This is a genomic window from Mycolicibacterium nivoides (genome assembly GCF_003855255.1).
Taxonomy (GTDB): domain Bacteria; phylum Actinomycetota; class Actinomycetes; order Mycobacteriales; family Mycobacteriaceae; genus Mycobacterium; species Mycobacterium nivoides.
On sequence record NZ_CP034072.1, the window covers coordinates 1,302,037 to 1,320,478 of the forward strand.

Here is an 18,442-nt window from a genome sequence, read left to right on the forward strand (position 1 = left end):
ATCTTTGTGTTTCCCGATTATGGCCTTGGTGCGACACGTGCCCGCACACCGGGTGCGTGGTCGAATAGACGAATGGCTTTCGGCGTCAGTGCGCTCAACGCAGCTACGTTCAGCGGGCGCCGCCCGACCGGCTCGGGTGACCTGACCGTGGAGACCCATGGGATCGCACCGCTGGCCGCCGACCAACGGTACGGACATCCCGCCCGGCTGTTCACGGTGTGGTTCGCACCGCAGGTGAACATGACCGGCGTCTTCACCGGGACATTGGCGATCACCCTCGGGCTGGGCTTCTGGCTGGGACTGCTGGCCATGGTGATCGGCACCGTTCTGGGGTCGGGCGTGGTCGCATACCTGTCGACGTGGGGACCGCGCACCGGGGCGGGCCAACTTCCGAACGCGCGCATGGCATTCGGCGGGCTCGTCGTGGTGCCGGGCATCCTGCAGTGGGGATCGTCGATCGCCTGGGACGCACTCGTCGGGCTGTTCGGCGGGGAGGCGCTCGCGGCGCTGCTGGGCATCCCGTTCTGGATCGCGGTGTTGATCGTGCTGGCGGTGCAGGGCGTAGTCGGGTTCTTCGGCTACGAGTTGATCCACCGCCTGCAGGCGGTGTTGACCGTCATCCTCTTCATCACGTTCGCGGTCTTCACGGTCAAGCTGGTCAGCGGCCACGACATCGTCGTGGCGCCGTCGGTGTCCGGTGCCGATCTGGCCGGAGCTTTCGTTTTCGAGGTCACCATCGCCCTGAGCCTGGCGATCTCGTGGGCCAGCTACGCCGCCGATTTCAGTCGGTATCTCCCCGGCGACTCGTCGCGGTGGCAGGTGTTCGGGTACTCGTTCGCCGGGATCGTGTTGGGCTACATCTTCGTTCAGGGCATCGGGATCGCGGCCGCGTCGGTCATCGGTGAGCACACCGCCGACGGTGTCCACGCGGTCATGGGCGGGGGCCTGCTCGGCGGTCTGGCGCTGTTGGTGATCGCGCTCGCAGCGGTCGGCTCGGGGGTGATGAACGACTACAGCGGCTCCTTGGCGTTGCAGACCATCGGTGTGCGGGTGCGCCGGCCGGTGTCCGCGATCATCGTGACGGCGCTGGCCTTCGGTTTGATCCTGTGGCTGCACGCCGCCGATACCGCGACCAGGTTCACCGATGTTCTGCTGTTGGTCAGCTACTGGATTCCGGCGTTTGTCGCCGTGGTCGTGGTGGATTGGGCGATCCGTACCCGCGGACGCAACACCATCGATCCGAGCACCGAACTCACCGGGCGCCGCGATGCGGTGGCGGCACTGATCACCTTCCTGGTGGCCTACGCCGTCGCCGTGCCGTTCATGAACACCACCCTGATCCAGGGTGCGGTGGCCACCGCATGGCACGGTGCCGACATCGCCTACTTCGTCAATTTTGTTGCGGCGCTCGCGCTTTACGGAGGTTACCGACTGTTGACACGGCGGGCGGCCCGACCATAGGGGTCAGGGCAGTGCGGCCAGTACGTACTCGGTGAACGACGACGTGGACGCGCTGCCGCCGATGTCTGCGGTGCCGACACCGGCATCGAGGGTCCGCCGGACCGCGTCCTCGATGCGATCCGCGGCGATGCCGAGCGCCGGTGTGCCGCCCTCCCTGCCGGCCAGCCATCGCAGCAGCATCGCGGTGGACAGGATCATCGCGACCGGGTTGGCGATGTCGCGTCCGGCGATGTCGGGCGCAGACCCGTGGGCCGCCTGCGCCATCGCGTGAGTGTGCGACGCGTTGATCGAGGGCGCCATCCCGAGTGAGCCGCTCAACTGCCCGGCGAGGTCGGACAGGATGTCGCCGAACATGTTCTCGGCCACGATCACATCGAAGTCGCGCGGGTGGCTCACCAATCGAGCCGCCAAGGCGTCGATGTGCTCACCACGGACTTCGACGTCGGGGTAGCTCTCGGCGACCGCCTGGCACACGTCGCGGAACAGCCCGGTGGTCTTGGCCAGGACATTCGTCTTGTGGGCGACGGTGACCGACTTGCGCCGGACGGACGCCAACTGGAACGCCTGATGGGCGATCCGCTCACAGGCGGTCCGGGTGAAAACCGCGACGGCCAGCGCGACATCGGGGGTGGGCATGAATTCGCCTGCGCCGTCGTACATGTTGCGGTCGGCGTAGAACCCTTCGGTGTTCTCCCTGACGATGACCACATCGAGATCGGGGCAGACCGCGTGGACGGCTGCACTCAGGGTGCGCGCGGGCCGGATGTTGGCGAACAAGTTGTAGCGCTTGCGGATTGCCCCACCGGGCGACAATGTGCCCCGGAACTGCTCGGGGTATCCGGCGTTGTCGTGCGGCCCGAGAATCCACCCGGCCAGCCCGTCGAGCTCGGCCAGCGTGGGTTCCGGCAGCGGAGTTCCGAACTCACCGATCGCCTCGAGGCCGAACGGCAGTTCGCGCCAGCGCACGGCGACCGAAACACTGGCCAGGGCCCGTTCAGCGACCCTGGTGGCCGAATCCACGATCTCCGGCCCGATACCGTCGCCGAGAAGCACGCCCAGAGTCAGCACACCGTCATCTTCCGCTCAAACAGGATGGGCCGCGAACCACTGCAACAACATTTCTGCGATCTCCGCCGGCTTTTCTTCCGGGAGCCAGTGCGAGACCCCCTGCAGCGTTTCGAAACGGTAGGGACCGCTCACGTAGTTCGCGGTATCGCGCGCAGGCTTGGCGGTGATCGCGATGTCGCGGTCACTCCAGACGTACAGCGTCGGCACCGTGATCTTGTCCGCGGCGCTCAGGCCCGACCGGCTCAGCGGCATGGCTCGATACCAGTTCAGCGCGGCGGTCAGGGCCCCGGGTTGAGCCATCGCGCGAGCGTCACGTTCGGCGGCCTCGGGTGGCAGCCCGCTGTGGATCAGGGATTTTTCAATCGCCGCGCCGTTGCCGTCGCGCCCGAGCATCAACCGTTCGGACACCCACGGCAGTTGATTGACGTACATGTACCAGGAGGCCAGACCCTGTCGGCTGGTGAGCAGGGACCGCAGGAATGCCAGCGGATGAGGCACCGACAGCGCCGACAACGACGCCAGTTTCCCGGGTACGTGGCCGGCCACGCTCCAGGCCACCGCGGCACCCCAGTCGTGGCCGACGAGATGGACGCGATCGGCGCCGCTGGCATCGATCAGCGCAACGGTGTCCTTCACCAATTCCGTCGCGCGGTAATCGCGGCGACGAGTCGGCCGGGCGCCGGGCGAGTACCCGCGCTGATTGGGCGCAAGACACCGGAACCCCGCGGCGGTGAGCGGGGAGATGATCGGCTCCCAGCTGACATTCTGCTGGGGGAAACCATGAAGCAAGACGACCACCGGACCGTCGGCGGGACCGTCATCGATGACGTCGAACACGAATTCCCCGCGGCGGTACTGATCCATGCCCTGCATCATGCCAAGCGCTGCGGCAGCCGGGAATGAGGCATTGCCGTTCGACGAGATGTTGGTGAGCAGGCTCTGTGCCCGGCGGTCCAGCTTCCCGGTGATGCCCTGTTGTGACGCTTCGGTACAGCAGCGAGTAGCCGACTACGCGGGCATCGGTGGTGGAGCCGCCCCCGTCCCGGCGATGCCCGCCTTGACCATCGGCACCGCGGGTGCTGTGGACGTTCCCCTCAGCACCGGGATGGCAAGAGCGCCAACAGGACTGACAGGCGCAGGTATCCCGCTCGACTTGAGGTAGCCCGCTACGCGCGACCACAGACCGAGGGGTACTCGACACTGAGCCGATATGGGCCGCACACGACCAGAAAGGCAGTGGCAGATGAAGAACTACACCGTGGCACTCGGCGACACCCTGTTCGGGATCGCCCAGCGCGAATACGGCGACGGAGATCTCTACCCCGTGATCGCCGAGCAGAATCACCTCAGCAATCCGGGGCTGATCAACATCGGGCAGGAATTGTTGATCCCGTACGTCACCTACCGGCATCTGTTCACGGCTGATGACGGCACCGCCGCCCGCAGGCAGCTCACCCAGTCGTTCTACGGGACGCAAAGCCCGGACATCCAGTTGATATGGGAAGTGGTCAACGGTGTGGCGCAGCGGGAGATCCGTCGCGGTACGTGGTTGCTCTTGCCGGATCTCACCAACGTCGGACACCATACCGTCGTCGAAGGGGAGAGCTTCGTGGTCCTGGCGGCCCGGTGGTACGGCGACGATAACCTTGCGATCGTCATCGCCAACGCCAACAACCTGGACCCATCCACCGATCCGGACCCGGGCCAGGTTCTGATGGTTCCCGGGCTCAATCGTCGTCGCCATATCGCCGGCGACACCCTCGAGTCACTGTGCGTCGAGGAGTACGGCGATGACGATGTGTCGACCCGTGCGGCCGTTGCCGGCGCGGCCAACTACATCAACCGTCCGCACCACCTCTTCTCCAATCAGGTGGTGTACTTCCCCTCGTGATCGCTTCGGTGTGAACGAGAGTGGTTGTTTGCCAGTCGATCCCGTGTTGCCGACGACGGCGGCGGCCGTGACCTTTCGGTGGCCAACTTGTGACAGCAACGTGGCGGCTGTGGGGCGCCTGCGCGGTTGCAGCGTATGCGCAGGATGCGGTACCAATCATGGGGTGTGCGCGGGAAGGACCATCTGAATGAGCTCGATTGGGACAGAAGACGTTCCAGGGCATTGGCTGACCGCGGCGGAAGTGGCCCGGGCGTCGCAGCTGCGGGAGGACCTGGTCGAGCGGTTCCTGCCGGCTGGGCAACCGCAAGGGACGCTCTACGGACGCGATCTCGTGTCGGTTGCCCGATTCGTCAAGGTTCTCACCGATCTGGGAACACCGACCGCTGCCGTCGAAGTAGCTGTCGCCGAATTGAGGGCCCGCCCGGACGCGGCATTCAGCGTGGCCCTTCGCGGGGGTGGCGGTGCGAGTCGGTGGTCACTGAGTCCGAAGCTGACCGGCAACCGGACCCGGGTGTGGAAAACGGTGGGTGCGACCACTGCCGCCGCGTTGCTCGTCGGCGGCGTCGTGGGAGTCACGATGTCGCGGCACGAGGATCAGCGGGCCACTGCGGGACCGGCACCATCGGGTGTCAAACCCGTTCCCGCCGAAGTGGTTGCGTCGACCGTGACGGATGAGCCGGGCGACCGGCCCGCTCAGGCGTTTGCCGCACCCAAGCCGGATCCGGTGTGTTCGCAATGGCAGCGGGCCGGCGCCGGGTACGACGGCAAGCAGCAGGCGTGGGTCAAGACCGACCACCGGGTCCCGGCATCGCGCTGGTCACCCAAGCAACGGTCGGTGACACTGGCTGTCATCCCGGTCATGCGCCAGGAGGCCGCCGAATTGCGCGCCTTGGCCGACAAGGCCACGGATCCGCTTCTGATCGGTCTGCTGCGGGCCCAGTCTCGGTACGTGGACAACTACGCCACCAAACTGCCGAAGTTCGAGCCGGCAGACCATGCGAACTGGACCGCGGCCGGCGCGATGGACGCCGCGGTGAAGGCGGCTTGCTCAACCCCACGTTGAGTGCCCTCGTTCCGGTATCTGGTGGGGCACTAGGGGATGAGTGCCCCACCAGAAATCGGTTCGGTTACATCGGAATCCAACGATCGAGGAACCAGAAACCCCAACCGCGGCCGTCGGCGGCCTGCATCGGGGTCACCCGCTGGCCATTCCACTCGAACGGTTGATGATCACGACGCGCCGCGTCGATGCCGCGACCGTGCCAGTCGTCGGGCCGGAAGTCACGGTCGTCGTGGCGGTCGCATTGCTGCGCACCCGGACGGTCGCAACCAGGGCCCGGGTCGGCGCCTGCGGTGCCGATGCCCAGCCCCAGCAACCCGGCCACGCCTATTCCTGCCGCCATCGCCGATATGCCCACGGATTTTTTGAAACGCATTGCTTTACTCCGTTTCTGATCAGTGCGACGACGGTGCCGCACGGAGAGCAAAGCTATTTCGGCGGGTTGTGTTTGCCCTGTGTTGACCATAGGCACGTGCTGTGCGGTCGGTAACGAGATGAAAACTGCTAGGACTCAGTGATATTGAGTGCCGACAGCGCACTTCAGATGCGTCCCGGCGTACCGTCGCGGCGACGCACCGACGACGAGGATGAGACGGCGGATTCAACGAGGTCAACCCGCCAATCGGAGCAGTGGCTGAGGATCTCATCAAAGTCGACGCGGCCTTCGTTACGCGCCAAGGCATTTCCCAGGAACAATCGACGGTGCCAACGCTCATACCGGTCCCGACTGCCGGGGACCCGTACTCACCAGGTCAGATTGTGCTTTTCGAAGTGGCGAGCCAGCGCCTCCATGTACTCGTCCCCGTAGAAGGGCCCACGGGCGCCGATCGCCTTTTCCAGGAAAGGACCGTATTCCTCGTCGTTGACGTAGGTCGACCAGTGGGTGATCTGGCCGTCGTCGTTGGTGTCGATGAAGCTGATCGAGTAGAAGCCCATCGTCTCACCCTCGGCTGTCGTGCCCTCCCAGCGGTAGCGCATGACGAGGCCGTTCTCGGCGGGCCAGAACTTGTGGTCGACGGGTTTCCAGTCGGGGAACACCACCGAATAGGCCTTGGCCTCGACGGTGGCCGCGACGTCGAACGAGGTCGCCACGTCTTTGAGCACGAGTTCCTGACCTGCCACGAAGTAGGGCGAGGTGTACACGGCGTCGTCGGTGAACTCCCACTCGTCGTACGACTCGCCTTCCTGCACCTTCCGCAGCACGTACTTGTCGCGGTAGCTCTCGGCCATGCGGCGGTGTTTGGCGATTCGGTCGACCAGATCCATTGCGGTCCTTATTCATTGGGGGAGTGGCAAGGCCAGGCCGGCGGCTCGTGTGGCCCGGCGCACACCACTAATATACAGACCTGTATCGCAGATTCAACGGTGAATCTTCACGGTCGGCATTACGTCATGGACCCACATTTCGGCACGGGGGAATGCCTGTTCGGGAGCCGTCGCGAAGTCAGGACCGCAGCGCTTCTTGGACGGGTTCGACGCACCGCGAAACTAGGTGCGGTTGAGGAACCCCAGCACGGTCTGCTCGAAGGCCTCCTTGGCTTCGATCATGGCCCAGTGTCCGCAGTTGGGGAACACATGCAGCTCGGCGTTCGGGATCGTCCGCATGGGGATCAGTGCCATGTCGAGCGGGCTGACCCGGTCATCGCGGCCCCAGGTCAGCAGCGTGGGGGCGGCAACCTTGTGCATCTGGGCCCAGGGCATCGGGGCATCCGACGACCGCATGGCGGCCATCATCCCCGCGAACGCCGCCTTGCCGTACATCCGCTTGGCGGCGGCCAGGGTCGTGGGGTCGGTAGCCAGCTCCCACCGCTGTTCGATGAGCTCGTCGGTGACCAGCGCCGGGTCGAACACCATCGAGTTCAGCCAGTCGATCAGGCGCTGACGGGTCGGGTCGTCGGTGAACTCCTGCAGGAGCCGGATGCCCTCGCTGGGGCCCGGGCTGAACAGGTTGGTTCCGATGCCACCGATGGTGACCAGCTTGCCGATGCGGTCCGGCCTGCGGATGGCGAAGTTGATTCCCACCCCGCCACCCATGGAGTTTCCGACGATGTGCACCCGGTCGATGTCGAGGGCATCGACGAAGGGGCCCACCACGCCCTGGGCGGTGACCATGGGGTGGCCGCCGATGTCGTCAGTGACACCGAACCCCGGGAATTCCAGGACCAGGCACCGGAATTGCTGGGCGAAGGTGGGCAGGATCCCCCGGAAATTGCGCCAGCCTGTCACTCCTGGCCCCGAGCCGTGGAGGAACAGCAGCGCCGGGCCGTCGCCGGTGTCGTAGTACCGCAACACGCCGGCGGACGTCTCGATCTCCCTCAGTTCCAGCTCGGTCATGGCAACCAACCTACGGGTGCCCGCCCGCCGGCTCCCCGGCAGTCCCGCACCGTGGAACACGATCCGGTGTCCCGCGTGGCCTCGACTCCGTCACCGCGGGGAGAGCCTGCGGTGACGGAGGCCAGAATCCGATCAGAACGTCGTCACCAATACGCGTGACTGCCTTATCTTGCGACACAGGATCTTTCGCGGTGGAGCAATACGGTGCTGATCGCCCCGCCGGACAGCGCAACCGCCCCACAGGTGAGGAGGGCGGCCACTACCGCGTACGTCGACGTTCCGTCGCGCAAATGCGCTGCGTGGCTGATGGTGCCGCACAGTGCGATGCCGATGGTAAGGCCCAGTTGGCGGGCGGCGTTGGCTGCTGCGGCGGCCACTCCGGCCCGTGCGGGCGGGACCGCCGTCGCCGCAACGGCGGGCAGAACCGGGGACACGATTGCAGCACCGATGCCGGTTCCGATCAGCATCGCGATCAGTGAAGTCCAGTGTGGGCGCAACAACAGTGCCGCACCGGGCAGACAGGCCAGTCCGGTGAGCAACGTTCCGCCACCGAGCACCCAGCTGCGCGGCGCATGGTGCAGTCGAGCGCTCAAGGTCAGCGACACCAGAACGAATGCGGCAAGTTGCAGCGTCAGCACCAGAGCCGCTTGCAGGGGTTGCATGCCGCGGCTGGACTGCAACCACTGCGACAGCGCCGGCAGTGCGGCGAAAGCCGCGAAGTAGTAAGCAAATCCGGCGATGAGTACGGCGAGGAATCCACGTGTTGCGAACAGGTCCGGCGGCAGCAGCGGATGGGCGGCGCGGCGTTGGACCGAGACGAACACGCAAACCGCGGCGAAACTCACCGCGGCGGCTCCCAGGGTCCCGGGCGAGGTCCACCCGGACTCACCGGCATTGATCACCGCGTACGTGGTCCCCGTCATCACGGTGGTGATGAGGGCTATTCCCGCGACGTCGAGTCGGGCGCGCACCGGACGCTCCCGCGACAGCGATTGCCCGCCGATGATCACGGCGACCAGACAGATGGGCAGTGCGCCGAGAAACAACCAGCGCCACGAGATGAATTGGGTGACCGCTCCGCCGGCGATCGTTCCCGTGGTGCTGCCGATCCCCGCAACTGTTCCCCAGACAGCGAATGTGATTCCGCGCGTGCGGCGTCGGTAGTGCTGGGTCAACAGCGGAACGACGGTTCCGAAGATCGCCGCACCGCCCGTGCCCTGGACGACGCGCGCCGCGACCAGGAGGCCGCCGCGCACCCCGCCGATGCCACTCCGAACACGATCAGACCGACCAAGAAGAGCCGCCGGTGTCCCCACCGATCTCCCAGGGTTCCCATGGCCATCACGAGCGCGGCCAGCGCCAGGGTGTACCCGTCGATAATCCATTGGGCTGTTGCGAATCCGGCACCCAGCCTGCTCGCGACATTCCCCGCGCTGACCGTCACGACGGTGGTGAACGCGAGTAACAGGAAGGTCGCCAGGCAACAGGTCACCAACGGGCGCCAATCGCTGCCTTGCTCGGGTGAAGGGTCGTGAACCGGGGCGGACCCGGGGGAGTTCAAGGACATGGTCCGACCCTGATGTAATGGTCTTGTGCGTGTAAACCATTACATCGAGCCGCTGCTGCGGAACGTGACCGATCTGGTCAATCGCCCCGCGTCCACACCGGCCGACCTGGAACAGCGCTGGACGGCTCGCGACATGCCCATCCACTGCCGCGTCACGCGTGCCGACGTACGAGAGGTAAGGGATTTCCTGGAACTCTGGACGGATGTCGTCGACGCCGGCACCGAACAGAGTCGGGTCACGGTTCTCAATCAGTTACTGGCGCGCTTCGCCACCAGCCCGTCGATCACAGATCACGACGGCAGCGGCTGGCATCTGCACTACCGCGACGCTGACGCCGGCTTCGCCGCCACGCTGGCCGGCGCCACGAGTGCCGCGGCCGCCCACTTCCTCACCGAACGCGGGATGCACCGTATCCGGCGTTGCGCCCGCCAAGGATGCGCCTTGGCATTCGTCGACTTCACCCGACCGGGTACACAGAAGTACTGCAGTCACGGTTGCGCCAATCGCGACGCCGTCAGGCGGCACCGAGCCATGTCTGCCCGTTAGCGACTGACTGGAGCACGTGTCGGGCCCGGTTCGTATATTGGGTGATAGAGCGTACGATCCGTGCGCTCGGGCAACACTGGGAAGACCGCAGATGTGACTACGTCACCGGCACCCGCATCACGCCCACGTTCCGGCGTGACGACGGATCCTGCCGGGACCGGTACACAGCGCAGGCTGCCGCTGCGAATCCTGCTCGGCGTGGTGGTACTGACCCTCGCGGGTAGCGGGGCAGCACTGGTTCTCGATCACAACACGGGCCAGATCGGTCACGAGTCAGCGCTGATGGGGCTGGTCGCGGTGTCGTTGGCCGCGACGATTCTGCTGCACGGTCTGCTCCTCGGACGCCCGCTGACCGTGGCCCATGGTGCCACCGCCGCGGCGGCCCTGTTGCTGGCGACATTCGCGGTGGTGCTCGGCCACCCGGCTGACGCGTGGATCTGTCTCGTCCTCTCGGCCGCCATGCTGATCAGGCCGCGGGGGTCGACGGCGCAACCCGGTGCGTTACGTGCGGTGGCATCTCTGGTCGACCGCACCCGGGGCGATCCGCTGGCGCCGTTCGCGATGGCCGCGGGCAAAAGTTACGTGTTCTCGGCCGACGGCACCGCCGCACTCGCCTTTCGGACGGTGGCCGGGTTTGCGGTGGCCAGCGGTGATCCGATCGGAGACCCGACCCGTTACCCGGAGGTCGTCACCGCATTCGGCGGCCTGTGTCGAGCGCAGGGCTGGCGCATCCTGGTGCTGGGCGCGTCCGAACGGCGGGTGATGTTGTGGCGCGACCGTGCCGTGACCGGCACCGCCCTGCGGGCCATCCCGATCGGACGTGACGTCGTGGTGGAGGTGAACGGGTTCGACCTGGCCGGTCGGTCCAAGCGCAACCTCCGGCAGGCGGCGCAGCGAACGCGCAACGTCGGCGTGACGACCGAGGTGGTCGCCGAGTCCGGTGTGAACGATGCGCTCCGGGCCGAACTCCTCGACGTGATGCGCGAGTCGGGAAAGGCAGTCGGTCGTGAGCGAGGGTTCTCGATGATGCTCGGCGACACCTTGTCCGGCCGCTGTCCCGGCGTGTGGCTGATCTACGCGCGGGACCGTGCGGGACGGATTCAGGCCTTTCAGCGTTACGTCGCCGCCGGTGGCGGTGCCGAATTGAGCCTTGACCTGCCGTGGCGACGGCTGAGCGCACCGAATGGGATCGACGAACGGCTCACTGTGGACATGATCGGCTGGGCCCGATCGCACGGCGGCGAGCGTGTCTCGCTGGCCTTTGCGCCGTTTCCCGATCTGTTCCGCAGTGACCGCAGCGGTGAGGTACCCGTGCGGGCGCTGCGGACCATCGCTCATGCCGGCGATCGGCTCATCAAACTGGAGTCGCTGTATAGATACGTCCGCAAGTTCGACGCGATGGGCGAGCAGCGGTATGTGCTGCTGCCGCTGGTCGACCTGCTTCCAGCGGCGGCGGTGTTGGTGACGCTCGAGCTCGCTCCACACCGCCCGGTGCCGTGACCAGCTGATTTCGCCGGGGCGATGTCGGTATTCTGGATCGGGATGTTGTCGCGAATGCTCTCCAGTCTGATCCGGGTCCGAGTCACCCTGGTCTACGCGGCGGCGCTGTTCGTAATCGCGTCCCTGCTGCTGATCCTGGGGCCCAGGGTGCAGGACAGTGTGGTCGGTCATCTGAGTACCAACCTGGAGAACCTTGGGCAGGGCCATCTGGGAACGCTGGTGGGCAGCGCGTTCGTCACCGCCGAGGGATACACCTATCTCCTGCTGCCGGGCCTGGTGTGTCTGCTGGCGTTGGCGGAGCTGCTGTGGTGCAGCAGGCGGTTGATCCAGGCCTTCGCCCTGGGGCATGTCGGGGCCACCCTGATCGTGGCCGCCGGGCTGGCCGCCGCGATCAGACTCGGCTGGTTGCCGATCTCTGTCGCGCACGCGAAAGACGTGGGGCTGAGCTACGGCGCGATCGCCGTCCTCGGCACGCTCACCGCGGCCATTCCGACGCGGTGGCGCCCGGCATGGATCGGTGGATGGGTGACAATTGCCCTGGTGGTGGCGGTCTCGGGGACCGATTTCACCGCCATTGGACATGCCATTGCGCTGATTCTCGGGATCCTGCTGTCGACCCGATTCAGCACCGGCTCGGACTGGACGCCGGCCCGGCGGGTACTGCTGGGAATCGGTATCGGGTTCGGACTGCTGCTCCTCGTCGGAGTGTCCCTGCCCGCGGCGCCGATTGCGCTTCCCGCGGGTCTTGCGGTCGCCGGGATCGCGACTTGGGCTTGGTGGCGGTGGCTCGGAGCGCCGAAGGTCGGCGAACCCAGCCTGACTACAGTGTCGGCATGACGCTGCACGCCGACGCTGCCCATCCGGATCTGGTTTCCGTCGGGGTACCGACGCACTGGTACAACCTGGCAGCCGAGCTGGACCAGCCGATCCCGCCCCATCTGCACCCGGGAACCAAGGAACCGGTCGGCCCCGACGACCTCGCGGCGCTCTTCCCGAGCGGATTGATCGCTCAGGAGGTATCCACCGAGCCCTACATCGAGATCCCGGAGGTGGTGCGCGACATCTACTCGATGTGGCGCCCGGCGCCGCTGATCCGGGCCCGCCGGTTCGAGCAGGCGCTCAACACCGGTGCCCACATCTACGTCAAGTACGAGGGTGTCAGCCCGGTCGGCAGCCACAAGACCAATTCTGCTGTGGCGCAGGCCTATTACAACAGCGTCGACGGGGTCCGGAGGCTGACCACCGAGACAGGTGCCGGGCAGTGGGGTAGTGCCCTGTCCTTCGCCGGAGCACAGTTCGGCCTCGAGGTCGAGGTATGGCAGGTCCGCGCGTCCTATGAGTCGAAGCCCTACCGCGGTCACCTCATTCGCACGTACGGCGGCACCGTGCACTCAAGCCCGTCAAATCTCACCGAGTCGGGACGCGCGATCCTCGCGGCCCACCCGGACACCACCGGCAGTCTCGGGATGGCGGTGAGTGAGGCCGTCGAGGTGGCGGCTGCCAACGCGGACACCCGCTATGCGCTGGGCAGCGTGCTCAACCACGTCGTCCTCCATCAGAGCGTGATCGGGCTCGAGGCCGTCGCGCAGCTCGCCGCTGTCGAGCCGGATGGTGCCGACGTCGTCTTCGGCTGTGCCGGTGGTGGTTCCAACCTCGCCGGCCTCGCATTCCCGTTCCTGCGCGAGAAGATTCATGGACGATCGAACCCGAAGGTGATCGCCGCGGAGCCCGCTGCGTGTCCGTCGATCACACAGGGGGAGTACCGCTACGACCACGGCGACGTCGCGGGACTGACCCCACTGCTCAAGATGCACACGCTCGGAATGGATTTCGTGCCAGATCCCATCCATGCGGGTGGCCTGCGCTACCACGGGATGGCCCCGGCGCTCAGTCATACCGTCGAACTGGGACTGGTCGAGGGCATTGCCGTCGGGCAGCACGATGCTTTCTCCGCGGGCGTCCTGTTCGCGCGAACCCAGGGCATCGTGCCCGCACCCGAGTCCACTCACGCCATCGCGGCCGCCGCCGCGCACGTGGCCGACGACCCGAACGAGCAGGTGGTCGTGATCGGACTCTCGGGTCACGGTCAACTCGATCTGCCGGCGTACGCGGAATTCCTGGACGGGAACTTCTGAGCCCGGCCTACGACCGGACGGCGATGAAGGACGCAACGAATCCGGCCTCGGCCTGACCGTTGGAGTGCGCCACGGTGCGGATCACCGATCCGGTGATCGCCGGCACCTGGTTGACTCCGTGCGGCCACGACGGAGTCAGATAACCGAGGTAGTCGTAGACCCAGGTTTCGCCCCCGATTTCCCCCACCCCCTGAAGACGGCACGCGAACGGATTCCCGTAGGACGCCGCACCTTTGATCTCGAGTTGCCAACCGGTGCCGCCGAGCGTCCCGGCCAGCTGGCCGAAGCTCGGAGAGTGCAGCGTCAACGTGCCCGCGCCGAACCTCAGGTCGTTGAAATCCACGTCGAGGTCAGGGTTGTCGACGAAGCTGCGGTAGCTCCAAGTACCGGTGAACGATTCGGTGTCCATGGTTCGTCTCCTCCTGGTGATCTGCCGGCGCGCGGCCATCCAGAGTCGCTTGCAGTCAACGTCGCACGACGTGGCCGGCGGACACACGAGTAGTCGGCTACGCGATCTGGCGGTGTGACCACTGACCTGCTGCGTTGCGCTCACACCAAATCCGGTGCAGCAAACCGGCCCGGCGGATTAGGCTCCAGTCATCCACTGGCGACGAACTGTGGGGGCAGCATCGATACGGTGACCGCGGGCCAGGCCGCATCAGCCCCGTTGTCGGAGCTGATGTCGACGCTGCATACCCAATCTGAGGGGTTGTCGTCGGCGGAGGCATCCGCACGTCTGTCCCAGCACGGGCCGAACATCATTCGCACGCATCGGGTCAGTGCCTGGGCGGTGCTCAGGCGGCAACTGAACAATGCTGTGCTGATCCTGCTGGCCGTGACCGCCGTGGCCTCGGCCTTTCTCGGCGACGCCACGCAGTCGATCATCATCGGAATCATCCTGGTGATCAGCATCGGGCTCGGGTTCGTCAATGAGTACCGGGCAGAACGGGCCACCGAAGCCCTGCATTCGCGGGTGCAGCACACCGCGGTCGCACGCCGTGACGGGAAGGCCGTCAAGGTTGGTGTGACCGAGTTGGTGCCCGGCGACGTCATCCAACTCACGCTGGGCGAGGCGGTGCCCGCTGATGTCCGGCTGTTCGACGTCACCGGTCTGGAGTGCAACGAAGGCATTCTGACCGGCGAGTCGATGACCGCGGAGAAGTCGGTCGATGTGGTGGCGATGGACACCGCACTGGCCGATGCAACGGATCTTGCCTTCATGGGCACCATCGTCAGCGCGGGCACCGGCATCGGTGTCGTGTATGCGACCGGCGCTGACGCTGAGTTCGGCCGGATCGCGGTCGGCCTGAGCCAGAATGCGCCGGAAACCGACTTCCAAGCAGGTCTGCGGAAGTTCTCCTATCTGCTGCTCTACGTCGCGTTGACCCTGACCGTGTTCATCCTGCTGGCCAACGTGATGCTGCGCCGGCCGGTCATCGAATCCGTACTGTTCGCGCTGGCCATCGCGGTCGGCATCACCCCGCAGCTGCTGCCGGCCGTGGTCAGCAGCAGCCTCGCCTCCGGGTCGCGGGAACTGGCCAAACGCAAGGTCTTGGTCAAACGATTGGTGAGCATCGAGGATCTCGGTGACATCGATGTCCTGATCACCGACAAGACCGGAACTTTGACCGACGGCCGCATCAGCTTCATCGATGCCGTTGACGCCGCGGGTATCCATTCCGGAGATGTGCTGCGTGATGGGTTGCTGGCGACCGACGTGGACCCGGCGACCGGGGGAGCCAGCGGCAACGAGATGGATGCCGCACTGTGGCAGGCGGACGGTGTCGACGCCGGGGCGCTGACCGCGGGCGTCCGCCAGATCGCGGTTCTGCCGTTCGATCACACGCGCCGGTCCACCACGACGCTTGTCGACGACCCCGGGCGCGACCAGCGGACACTGATCACCAAGGGGGCACCCGAGCAGGTGCTGGCCAGGTGCGCCCAGGTGCCGGAATCGGCTCACCAAACGCTCGATCGACTGTTCGCCGAAGGCCGGCGGGTCGTCGCGGTCGCCGTCAAGCCCGCGTCCGGACTCGCGGCTGTGACCCCAGCCGACGAAACCGACCTCCGCCTGGCCGGGTTTCTGTCCTTTGCCGACAACCCCAAGTCAGCTGCCCGAGAGTCGTTGGCCAAACTGGCCGAACTGGAAATCGACGTGAAAGTTGCCACTGGAGACAATCCGCGGGTGGCCGAAAAAGTCTGTACCGAACTCGGTTTGGCGTCGAAAGGCACGATCACCGGCGTCGAGATGGACAAACTCGATGACCTCGAATTCGATCGGATGGTCACCCAGACAACCATTTTCGCCCGCGTCACCCCGGAACAGAAGGCGCGGGTGATCACCTCGGCGCGCAAACAAGGACGCTCGGTCGGCTTCCTCGGTGATGGTGTGAATGATGCGCTGGCCCTTCACGCGGCCGATGTCGGCATCTCGGTGGACTCGGCGACCGACGTCGCCAAAGATGCCGCCGATGTCGTACTCCTGGAGAAGGATCTCGGCGTTCTCGCCGATGGTGTGTCGGAGGGACGACGCATCTTCGCCAACACGATCAAGTACGTATTGATGGGCACGTCAAGCAATTTCGGCAACATGTTCAGCGCCGCCGCGGCGTCCGCGGTGCTGCCGTTTCTCCCGATGCTGCCCGGGCAGATCCTGCTGAACAACCTGCTCTACGACAGTTCCCAGCTGGCCATCCCCACCGACCGCGCCGATCCGGAGCAACTGCGCGCGCCGTCACACTGGAACATCGCGTTCATCAGGCGGTTCATGCTGACGTTCGGGCCGATCAGTTCCTTGTTCGACTTCCTGACCTTCGGCTTGATGCTCGGTGTGCTGCACGCGGCGCCCGCCGAGTTTCGCACCGGGTGGTTCGTGGAGTCATTGGCCACCCAGACCCTGATCATCTTCGTCATCCGGACCCGCCGCATTCCGTTCTTCCGCAGCGTGCCGAGCGGTCCGCTGATCGCGACGACCTTCGGTGCAGTCGCGATCGGGATCGCGCTTACCCTGTCGCCCTTGGCATCTCGCCTAGGTTTCGCACCGTTGCCGTGGCAGTTCTTTGCCGCACTGGTGCTACTGACAGTGGGCTACCTGGTCTTGGTCGAGTTCACCAAGAAGGTGTTCTATGCCGATCCGATGCATCTGGCGGGTGCGCCGGTTCGCACCCGCGGGCGTCTCCATCGCATCGAACGCCGAGCCTCCAGGTTCGTGCACCATCCGAGCTCGGCCACCCGATGATGGGGAGTCGCCCGGGGGCCGGCACACGGATCAGATCTGCCAGTCTTGCGCGCCATCCGGCTGGTTGTAGAGGCCGACGGAGTTCTTGACGACGACAGGGTCGCCACTGCCGAAGTGGTCGAAGAACCATTGCGCGTTCGCGGGGCTGAGGTTGGGGCAGCCGTGGCTGACGTTGCGCTTGCCCTGAGCGCCGACCGACCATGGTGCGCTGTGCGCGAAAATGCCCGTGTTACTGAGGCGGACCGCATTCTGGACCTTGAGCTTGTAGCCTTCGGCCGAGTTCACCGGCACCCCGTACGTAGACGAGTCCATGATGATGTCGGCGAACTTCTCCAGCACGTAATACGTGCCGTTGGGGGTTTCATAGCCCGGCTTCCCCAGGGAGACGGGGAAGGTCTTCTCCAGCGTGCCGTTGCGGTGGATCTGCATCTGATGGGTGTTGTTGTCGATGGTCGCCACCAACGAATCGCCGACCTGGAAACTGGACTTCGTGCCTGCGGCGTCAATGTTCACGACGGTGCCGGCGGGCCAGAAATCGATTGGGCGCCAACGTACTTGACTATCGCTCATCCAGTAGAACTTGCCGGGCACCGGAGGGTTGGAGGATATGTGGATCGCGTCCTCGGCCATCTGACGGTCGGCGATCGGCCGCTGGAACGTGATGGAGATCGGCTTGGCGACACCGACCGTCGACCCGTTGGCAGGATTGAACGCGGGTGGCAGAAACGGCGGCTCGCCGCTGAACGGCAAGGGGTTCTGTCCCGGCGGGGTCGCGACATTGGCCGCCGCGCCGAACGGGTTGAGCCAGGGCATCGGCGCCGGGTCGAGTTGCGGTGCCGGTTCGACGGGCTGCGGCGGACCCGCGGGTTCTGCCAGTGCGGTGGTGCCGGCGACCGTTGACGCGGTGACCATGACGGTTGCCGCGATCGCGGCGATCCACAGGTGTCTGGTCCGGTGCTGCACTAGGCCTCCATCGACGGTGTGTCCTCGACGATCACGCCCGGTTGGGCGGATGCATGACGCCGTCCAGTCTACTAGTTACGTACGGGGATAGTAGATAGTGAGCGGGCACGCAACTACTCGCCGTCGAGTCTTCGGGACAAATATGTTTGTTTGCCATTGCATTTGTGAAGAATCCGTAAAGCCCCGGACGTAACACCCAACGCTCTGACCTGCGAAATCAGGCCGTACTTAGTTCTTCAATACGTGGAACCTACGTAGGTCGTTGTGTGTTCGATATGAGTTTCGATTTCCGTGGAAACCCCGCTCTTACCCTGACTGCACAACATCGTGTCGAGAAGGGAAACGTCGATGCCTCTATTACGTTCGGTAACAGTGGTTCTCGCGGTTGGAGCCGGCGCCGCGATGATGATGTTCGCGGACGTCGCGGAAGCGGCTCCGACCGGAACACCGGATGCCCAGACGACGATCGGCATGCTTCAGGCGCAAGGCTTCCGGGTGATGATCAGCAAGGTCGGTCATGGACCGCTCAACCAGTGCACGGTCAACGCGGTACGCCCCGGGCGCAAATCCTCGCAATCCCAGAACCCACTGGTGGGGGTTCGAACCCGCCCGCAACAGAACATCGCCCCGACCGTCTACGTCGACTTGGTGTGTAACCGCTGAGATACGCGGTCCGGA

17 protein-coding genes and 1 pseudogene are annotated in these 18,442 nt (G+C 65.6%); 9 read left to right on the forward strand and 9 right to left on the reverse strand.

Annotation, left to right across the window (positions count from 1 at the left end; all coding sequences use genetic code 11):
• The first annotated feature begins 72 nt into the window (after nucleotides 1-72).
• Nucleotides 73-1,461, forward strand: a complete 1,389-nt coding sequence (locus EH231_RS06125; RefSeq protein WP_124712075.1) for a purine-cytosine permease family protein — start codon at nucleotides 73-75, stop codon at nucleotides 1,459-1,461.
• Nucleotides 1,462-1,464: 3 nt separating this feature from the next.
• Here EH231_RS06125 and EH231_RS06130 read toward each other — a convergent pair whose 3' ends face one another.
• Together EH231_RS06130 and EH231_RS06135 are read right to left on the reverse strand one after the other, a co-directional pair.
• A complete protein-coding gene (locus tag EH231_RS06130) occupies nucleotides 1,465-2,529 on the reverse strand; it encodes an isocitrate/isopropylmalate dehydrogenase family protein (RefSeq protein WP_124712076.1) in 1,065 nt (354 codons plus the stop codon).
• Between the two features lie 15 nt (nucleotides 2,530-2,544).
• A complete protein-coding gene (locus EH231_RS06135) occupies nucleotides 2,545-3,393 on the reverse strand; it encodes an alpha/beta fold hydrolase (protein ID WP_124712077.1) in 849 nt (282 codons plus the stop codon).
• A gap of 379 nt (nucleotides 3,394-3,772) precedes the next feature.
• Between EH231_RS06135 and EH231_RS06140 the strand changes: the two genes are divergently transcribed.
• Together EH231_RS06140 and EH231_RS06145 are read left to right on the forward strand one after the other, a co-directional pair.
• A complete protein-coding gene (locus EH231_RS06140; RefSeq protein WP_090434370.1) occupies nucleotides 3,773-4,420 on the forward strand; it encodes a LysM peptidoglycan-binding domain-containing protein in 648 nt (215 codons plus the stop codon).
• A 187-nt stretch (nucleotides 4,421-4,607) separates the two neighbouring features.
• Nucleotides 4,608-5,483 carry an ESX-1 system-associated protein gene (locus tag EH231_RS06145; protein WP_124712078.1) on the forward strand — a complete coding sequence of 292 codons (876 nt, stop codon included), beginning with the start codon at nucleotides 4,608-4,610 and terminating at the stop codon, nucleotides 5,481-5,483.
• Between the two features lie 64 nt (nucleotides 5,484-5,547).
• Here the strand turns inward: EH231_RS06145 and EH231_RS06150 are convergent, their stop codons facing one another.
• The 5 genes and pseudogenes from EH231_RS06150 to EH231_RS33760 all read right to left on the reverse strand — a co-directional run.
• The gene (locus EH231_RS06150) at nucleotides 5,548-5,856 is read right to left on the reverse strand and encodes a hypothetical protein (protein WP_124712079.1); all 309 of its coding nucleotides are present in this window, start codon (nucleotides 5,854-5,856) and stop codon (nucleotides 5,548-5,550) included.
• Between the two features lie 368 nt (nucleotides 5,857-6,224).
• Nucleotides 6,225-6,746, reverse strand: coding sequence for a nuclear transport factor 2-like protein (locus EH231_RS06155; RefSeq protein WP_124712080.1), 522 nt, complete (start codon nucleotides 6,744-6,746; stop codon nucleotides 6,225-6,227).
• A gap of 222 nt (nucleotides 6,747-6,968) precedes the next feature.
• A complete protein-coding gene (locus EH231_RS06160) occupies nucleotides 6,969-7,814 on the reverse strand; it encodes an alpha/beta fold hydrolase (protein WP_090434380.1) in 846 nt (281 codons plus the stop codon).
• A 164-nt stretch (nucleotides 7,815-7,978) separates the two neighbouring features.
• The gene (locus EH231_RS06165) at nucleotides 7,979-8,737 is read right to left on the reverse strand and encodes an MFS transporter (RefSeq protein WP_420891969.1); all 759 of its coding nucleotides are present in this window, start codon (nucleotides 8,735-8,737) and stop codon (nucleotides 7,979-7,981) included.
• A gap of 93 nt (nucleotides 8,738-8,830) precedes the next feature.
• Nucleotides 8,831-9,381: pseudogene (locus EH231_RS33760) on the reverse strand (MFS transporter); the annotation flags it as partial.
• A 25-nt stretch (nucleotides 9,382-9,406) separates the two neighbouring features.
• On the opposite strand from EH231_RS33760, the gene EH231_RS06170 reads away from it, so the two are divergent.
• The 4 genes from EH231_RS06170 (at nucleotide 9,407) to EH231_RS06185 (ending at nucleotide 13,563) form a co-directional block, all read left to right on the forward strand.
• A complete protein-coding gene (locus EH231_RS06170; RefSeq protein ID WP_241177896.1) occupies nucleotides 9,407-9,928 on the forward strand; it encodes a CGNR zinc finger domain-containing protein in 522 nt (173 codons plus the stop codon).
• 135 nt (nucleotides 9,929-10,063) lie between these two features.
• Nucleotides 10,064-11,428, forward strand: coding sequence for an MprF family protein (locus tag EH231_RS06175; protein WP_241177897.1), 1,365 nt, complete (start codon nucleotides 10,064-10,066; stop codon nucleotides 11,426-11,428).
• 54 nt (nucleotides 11,429-11,482) lie between these two features.
• Nucleotides 11,483-12,265: a rhomboid-like protein gene (locus EH231_RS06180; protein WP_234927153.1), complete on the forward strand. Its 783-nt coding sequence runs from the start codon at nucleotides 11,483-11,485 to the stop codon at nucleotides 12,263-12,265.
• Nucleotides 12,262-13,563 (forward strand): TrpB-like pyridoxal phosphate-dependent enzyme, encoded by a 1,302-nt coding sequence (locus EH231_RS06185; RefSeq protein WP_124712082.1) that lies wholly within the window; start codon nucleotides 12,262-12,264, stop codon nucleotides 13,561-13,563. The genes EH231_RS06180 and EH231_RS06185 overlap by 4 nt, the downstream gene beginning before the upstream one ends.
• 7 nt (nucleotides 13,564-13,570) lie before the next feature.
• On the opposite strand, the gene EH231_RS06190 is transcribed toward EH231_RS06185, so the two are convergent.
• Complete coding sequence (locus tag EH231_RS06190) at nucleotides 13,571-13,972, reverse strand: hypothetical protein (protein WP_124712083.1); 402 nt, start codon at nucleotides 13,970-13,972, stop codon at nucleotides 13,571-13,573.
• 270 nt (nucleotides 13,973-14,242) lie between these two features.
• On the opposite strand from EH231_RS06190, the gene mgtA reads away from it, so the two are divergent.
• Nucleotides 14,243-16,801: a magnesium-translocating P-type ATPase gene (mgtA, locus tag EH231_RS06195; protein WP_124714200.1), complete on the forward strand. Its 2,559-nt coding sequence runs from the start codon at nucleotides 14,243-14,245 to the stop codon at nucleotides 16,799-16,801.
• A 30-nt stretch (nucleotides 16,802-16,831) separates the two neighbouring features.
• Here the strand turns inward: mgtA and EH231_RS06200 are convergent, their stop codons facing one another.
• Nucleotides 16,832-17,764: a L,D-transpeptidase gene (locus EH231_RS06200; RefSeq protein WP_409544848.1), complete on the reverse strand. Its 933-nt coding sequence runs from the start codon at nucleotides 17,762-17,764 to the stop codon at nucleotides 16,832-16,834.
• A 372-nt stretch (nucleotides 17,765-18,136) separates the two neighbouring features.
• Here EH231_RS06200 and EH231_RS06205 point away from each other — a divergent pair, with 372 nt between their 5' ends.
• Nucleotides 18,137-18,427, forward strand: coding sequence for a hypothetical protein (locus EH231_RS06205; RefSeq protein WP_090434389.1), 291 nt, complete (start codon nucleotides 18,137-18,139; stop codon nucleotides 18,425-18,427).
• Nucleotides 18,428-18,442: the final 15 nt, after the last annotated feature.